At 32.5% G+C, this 5522-nt stretch carries 4 protein-coding genes; all 4 read left to right on the top strand.

Features of this window, described 5'->3' with window-relative positions; all coding sequences use genetic code 11:
• Nucleotides 1–204: 204 nt before the first annotated feature.
• Nucleotides 205–1263, top strand: coding sequence for a hypothetical protein (locus tag AB1Z17_RS14415; RefSeq protein ID WP_368052466.1), 1059 nt, complete (start codon nucleotides 205–207; stop codon nucleotides 1261–1263).
• Between the two features lie 19 nt (nucleotides 1264–1282).
• Nucleotides 1283–3070 carry a RagB/SusD family nutrient uptake outer membrane protein gene (locus AB1Z17_RS14410; RefSeq protein WP_368052465.1) on the top strand — a complete coding sequence of 596 codons (1788 nt, stop codon included), beginning with the start codon at nucleotides 1283–1285 and terminating at the stop codon, nucleotides 3068–3070.
• 42 nt (nucleotides 3071–3112) lie between these two features.
• A complete protein-coding gene (locus tag AB1Z17_RS14405) occupies nucleotides 3113–4666 on the top strand; it encodes a DUF5123 domain-containing protein (protein ID WP_368052464.1) in 1554 nt (517 codons plus the stop codon).
• A 298-nt stretch (nucleotides 4667–4964) separates the two neighbouring features.
• Nucleotides 4965–5522: hypothetical protein (locus tag AB1Z17_RS14400; protein WP_368052463.1), on the top strand; the 558-nt coding region annotated here is incomplete at its 3' end.

Here is a 5522-nt window from a genome sequence, read left to right as displayed (position 1 = left end):
GTGCAACCACCTGCCTTACACTGACCGAGTCATCCACAATTAATATTTCAAGCTGTTTGCTGATAATGGGCTTAAAATCATCCTCACCCTCAGTTATAATTGCCCCACTACCAATAAGCTCCTCGATATTTAAAATGGGAAACAACAATTACCCAAAACTTAGGTCTTGTTTTTGATTTATTAGATCGCCGTATAAGTGGTTCATTGGAGGCTTATAAAAATGTTACACAAGACCTTTTAATCAATTTTCCTACACCAGGAACTGGTTATAACAGTCAATATAGAAATATGGGAGAAACTCAAAACACTGGTATTGAAGCTTCTTTAAATGTAAGAGCTATTGAAAAAGAAGATTATGGTTTAAATTTCTCTTTTAATATTGGATTTAACAAAAATCGCATAAACTCACTTGGAGTAATGGATGATTTCGGTCAAAATACGAATTGGGCTTCTACTCAAATTGGAAATGATTATGTAATCAATGTTGGTCAGCCGATTGGTTTAATGTATGGATATAAAGGTGATGGTCGTTATGAAGTATCAGACTTTGATTTTGATTCAGGAACTGGGGTTTATACATTAAAATCTGGTGTGGTTGATAATGCCGCAGTTATTGGTACTGTTATGCCTGGTTCAATGAAATTAAAAGATTTGGATGGAGATGGTTTAGTTACTGTAGATGATAATACTATTATAGGAGATTCTAATCCAACGCATACAGGTGGTTTCGTGATTAATGCGAATGCTTATGGTTTTGATCTTTCTGCAGCATTTAACTGGAGTGTAGGAAATGATATATATAATGCAAATAAAATTGAATTTACTACATCTAATCAAAACGGACAATACAGAAACCTTAGCACAATAATGGCTGATGGAAATAGATGGACAAATTTAGATCCAGTTTCTGGTCAACTAGTTACTGACCCAACGCAGTTAACTGCACTTAACGCTAATACTACAATGTGGTCTCCATATATGTCTCGTTTTGTATTTAATGACTGGGCAGTTGAAGATGGTTCTTTTTTAAGATTAAACACGGTTACATTAGGGTATACAGCACCAGAATCAATGATTTCAAAAATAGGTGTTTCTAAACTGAGATTTTATGCTACAGCTAATAATGTTTTCATTATTACAAACTATTCAGGTCTTGATCCTGAAGTGTCAACAAGAAGAAAGACTCCTCTTACACCAGGAGTAGATTATTCTCCTTTTCCACGTAGTAGATCAATAGTTTTTGGGTTAAACCTTAATTTTTAATTAAAACATTTATTTAAAGATGAAAAATTTTATATTAATTTTTGCAATAATAATAGCTGGACTTTTTAGTTCGTGTCAAGAAATGAATGAAGATTTCTTAGATGCACCAGCACAATCAACACTAGACGAATCTATCATTTTTTCAAATGCTGGTTTAGCTAGAGGAGCTGTAGACGGTATATTAGAGCCGATGGGGCAAACAAATTCTTATAGAGGAAGATTTATTCCTTTTTATGGATTTAATACAGATACTGAATGGAATTATAGTTCAGATGACGCTGGAAGTAGTCAAGGAGAGCTTATGATTTATGATGCTAAGGCTAATAATTCACAAATGAATAGCACAAATAATGCTTGGGCTATGATGTATTCAGGTATTGAACGTGCAAATATTTGTATTAGAGGATTACGTAGTTTTGGAAATCCACAATCTGGTACTGAACTTGGGCAGTTATTGGGTGAGGCTTTAACATTGCGTGCGGTTTATTATACTGATTTAATGAAAACTTGGGGAGATGTCCCTGCACGTTTTGAGCCTATCAACTCTGAAACTATTTATTTAGAAAAATCAAGTCGTGATATAATTTATAAGCAAATAATTCAAGATTTAGAAGAAGCTTCAACATTAGTTGCTTGGCCAAATGAAACTTCTGCGACAACATCAGTTGAAAGAATAAACAAAGCTTTTGTAAAAGGTTTGAGAGCTCGTTTAGCAATGGTTGCTAGTGGTTATATGCAATATCCTGACGGCGTTAGAAGAAGCAACGATCCTGAACTTTCAGTTGAGAATATGTACAAAATTGCACTTGACGAATGTAGATCAATTATAAGTAGTGGAAGTGCACATTTAGTACCTTCATTCGAAACATTTTGGAAAAATTATAATGAAGAGAATACAACTGCAGGTAGTGAATCTTTATGGGAAATTCCTTTTGCTGCTGGTCGTGGTAGAGTATTATTCTCTTTTGCAGTGAGACACAGAGGTGTAGATCAATATACGGGTCAGCCAAGAGGAGGGATAGCAGGTCCATTACCTACTGTATTTTATGATTTTGATGAGGATGATAGTCGTAGAGATGTGAGTTGTGTTCCTTATGGTTGGGCTACTCCTGTAAACGGCGTTGCTCAACAAGAATTGGTTGGGTTAGACACTTGGTATTTTGGAAAATATCGTTATGAATGGATGAATAGATATGTTACTTCAACAAATGATGATGGAGTTAATAAAATTTATATGCGATATGCAGAAATTCTTTTTATAGCTGCTGAAGCTGCTAATGAATTAGAAGGTCCAGCTGCTGCTGCACCATACCTAAAGGAAATTCGTATGAGAGCATTTGCTCCTGAATTTCAAGCTGAAAAGGTGGATGGTTATGTAAATGGTTTATCAAGTAAAGAAGCAATGTTCAATGCCTTAGTAAAAGAGCATAAATATGAATTTACAGGTGAAATGGAGCGTAAACAATCACTTATTCGTTGGAATTTATTAAAAGCAAATTTAGATGAAGCAAAAGTGAAAATGACAGATTTACAGAATCGTACTGGAGATTATGTTGATGTGCCAAGCACATTATATTATAAATATGAAGATGATAATGAAACTTTAAATATTTATGGTTTAAATAGAGGAGAAAATCAAGATCCTGGAGTAGAATACTCTGCTTTTACATGGAACCCTTTATTTGATGATATGATAAATTCTATTTACAAATCGGGAGTAAATCCTGATGATAGACAGTATTGGCCAATTTGGCAAGTGTTTATTGATGGAAGTAATGGTAAGTTAGTTAATGATTATGGTTATTAGAAGCTAATAACAATTTAAACGAAATAATACTTTATTATGATTATGAAAACAAAAAATATACTAAAAGGATTAGTTATCACCTTACTCCTTGCATTAACATTCTCTAATTGTACGGGATATGACGTTGATGTAATTGAAGAGTTAGCTGTGGATAGAGAATTTGCTCCAGTTGCACTAACGGCCAGAGTTAGAAATCAAACAACTGTAGAATTAAATTGGACGGTAAACGAAGAAATAAATAGTTATATAGTTGAATTTAGTGAAGATGACCCCAATTTCGGTAACATAGTGAAAACTATTGAGGTTATGGGTAATCAATTACCAATTCAAGTTGCAATGGAAGGAGAAACGCTGTATTCAATTAGAGTTCAGGCAATAAGTGCAAGAGGATTAGAAGATTCTAATTGGGCATTAATATCTGCGCAGACCTTAACTGAACAACTTATGCTAGCTCCTGAACCAGGAGATATAAAAGCATTACAAGCTACTTTTAGATGGGTGCCAAATATTAATGTTACACAAATTATAGTTAACCCAGGTGAAATAGTACATAATATTACTGCTCAAGAAAAAATTGATGGAGTAGCTACAGTTACTGGATTAACTAGTGAAACTGATTATACGGCAGTATTATATAACAATGCTAAAGTAAGAGGCTCTTCATCTTTTTCAACAGGAATAGACATTGGAGATAATACATTAGTTTTAGTTACAGATGATTTATTCCAAATGATTGCAGATGCAGCTGATGGAGATATTTTATTATTAGAAGCAGGTGATTATACTACACAAACTGGTACAGTTGAATTAAATAAGTCAATTACTATTCAAGGTTTAAGAAGTTATAATAAACCACTTTTAAATATTAATTTCGAACTTGTTGCTGGTGCAATAGATGTAAGCCTAATTGATTTAGATTTAAATGGTGGTACAACTATACAAGATGTTGTAAGATATACTGGAGCTGGTAATTATAATTCGCTATTGGTTAGTGGTTGCAATGTGCACGATTTTGATCGTTCATTTATTGCTGGTAATACAACGGATGCAATAGTACAATCTGTGACTGTTGAAAATTCAATTGTAACAAATATTATTACTAACGGAGGTGATTTCATAGACTTTAGAAATTCAGATGTATTAAATTTGAATGTTAATACAAGTACTTTTAATAATTGTGCTCCAGGTCGTGATTTTATTAGACTTGATGATGCAGGAACTTCAACTCAATCTGGATTAACTTGTAATGTATTATTAGATAGCTGTACTATTTATGCCTGTTCTAATTCTTCAAGTAAAAGACTTTTATATGTTAGATTTCAAGCAAATGTAATAACAGTTCAAAATACCTTAATTACAGATACTGATTCAGAAGGATATTCAGATCAAAGTAGAACGGATCCAAGTCCAACATTTAATAATAATAATTACTTTAATGCAGCTGGATTTTCTAATACGGCACAAGTAGTTTTTGATGGTTCAGGAACTTTTACTGAATTAGACCCGGGGTTTGTTGATGCATCTACAGGTGATTTTACTATTACTAATCAAACATTATTAGATAGTCAAGTAGGAGACCCACGTTGGAGACCTTAATAAATATAATTTAATTAATTTGTTAATATTAAAAGAGGTATATAATTTTTTGTATACCTCTTTAACTTTTTAGAATATAATATAGCTATTCAATGAACTTATATTCAATTTTTTACTGTTTTGTAAAATTCTAGTAAAAAAAGGCAAAATTTGAATAATTAATTACCTATTTTTTGTTAAAAGGACGAAATACTTTGTTTGTTTCATTTTTTTTTATAATTTTATGTAATCGATTACATTTATAATGAATATCAAAAAATTAAAACCAAATTTATATTAATAGTAAAACTGCCAAAACATGATGAAAAAATTACTCTTTTTAATTCTTTTCCTTTCATTAGGAGTATTGGACACTTATTCGCAAAATCAAAATACTACAGTTTATGACTTTACGGATGGAAGCATAATTACAAACAAACAAAGTACTGATGGTAAATTAACACTGGCCGGTGATTATAGTTATCACTCGACAAATTATGGTCTAAATCTTAAAGTAGGTCAGGAGATTAATATTCAAGTGGATGGAAGTTGTATTATTAAATTTCTAGGCTCTAAATATTCAAGTCTTAATATGCTTGGAACGGCTTCAACAAGCGGTAATCTTGGCGAAGTTTATACTAAAGTTGAGATTGATTTAGTTGACACCTACGAGTTTGTTTATTCAGGTGAAGCTAGTACCGTAAACTTTATTACTACATTAACTACAGAAGGAGGAAGTGATGTTTATCTGCCTTCTATTGAGGTGATTACGCCAGAGATTCCAAACGGATTACCAGATGTTTGGGATTTTGGAGCAGCACAATTAGATGAAACAAAATTCAATAATAGATTAACAGAAGACGCTATCAATGCGTGG

The sequence above is a fragment of the Lutibacter sp. genome (genome assembly GCF_040883305.1).
Lineage (GTDB): Bacteria > Bacteroidota > Bacteroidia > Flavobacteriales > Flavobacteriaceae > Lutibacter.
The sequence above is the reverse complement of the archived record's forward strand: the minus strand, read 5'-3'. Positions and strand labels throughout refer to the sequence as shown.